The organism is Streptomyces sp. SID3343, assembly GCF_009865215.1.
Lineage (GTDB): Bacteria > Actinomycetota > Actinomycetes > Streptomycetales > Streptomycetaceae > Embleya.
Genome location: NZ_WWJX01001107.1, coordinates 1 through 492, shown reverse-complemented (window position 1 = coordinate 492; position 492 = coordinate 1). Strand labels below are relative to the sequence as shown.

Genomic DNA, 492 nt, shown 5'->3' with positions numbered 1-492 from the left:
GGGTCGCCTCGGGGGCGACGACGAGCACGTCCGCGCCCGCGTCGAGCAAAGCCGGCAGCCGGCGCTGCGCGACCGTGCCGGCGCCGACCACGACGACGCGGCGGCCTTCCAGGCGCAGGCCGGCGGGATAGGCGGGGGGACCAGGAAGACGGGACATCGTTCTCACATTTCCGGGTGGGGCGGGTGCTCTGCGTACATTCATCGGAGCGCGTGAAGGGCACCTCGGCCACTCCATCGTGGCCGAGGTGCCCTGTACACCGTGCGGGCGGGGGTCGAGATCAGTCGGTTTTGCCGCTGACTCCCGCCGAGTCGAACGTGGCCACATCGTGCAGTACGCGAACCGCGCTCTGCACCAGGGGCAGGGCCAGCACCGCACCCGTGCCCTCGCCGAGCCGCAGTTCCAGCTCGACCAGCGGGCGCAGCGACAGCTTGGCGAGCGCGGCCGCGTGGCCCGGTTCGGCCGAACGGTGGCCCGCGACGCACGCCGCGACC

At 73.2% G+C, this 492-nt stretch carries 2 protein-coding genes; both read right to left on the bottom strand.

Annotation, left to right across the window (positions count from 1 at the left end):
- Positions 1–157: NAD(P)-dependent oxidoreductase (locus GT354_RS34560; RefSeq protein WP_161360324.1), on the bottom strand; the 157-nt coding region annotated here is incomplete at its 3' end.
- Positions 158–278: 121 nt separating this feature from the next.
- Positions 279–492: nicotinate-nucleotide--dimethylbenzimidazole phosphoribosyltransferase (locus GT354_RS34555; protein ID WP_161360323.1), on the bottom strand; the 214-nt coding region annotated here is incomplete at its 5' end.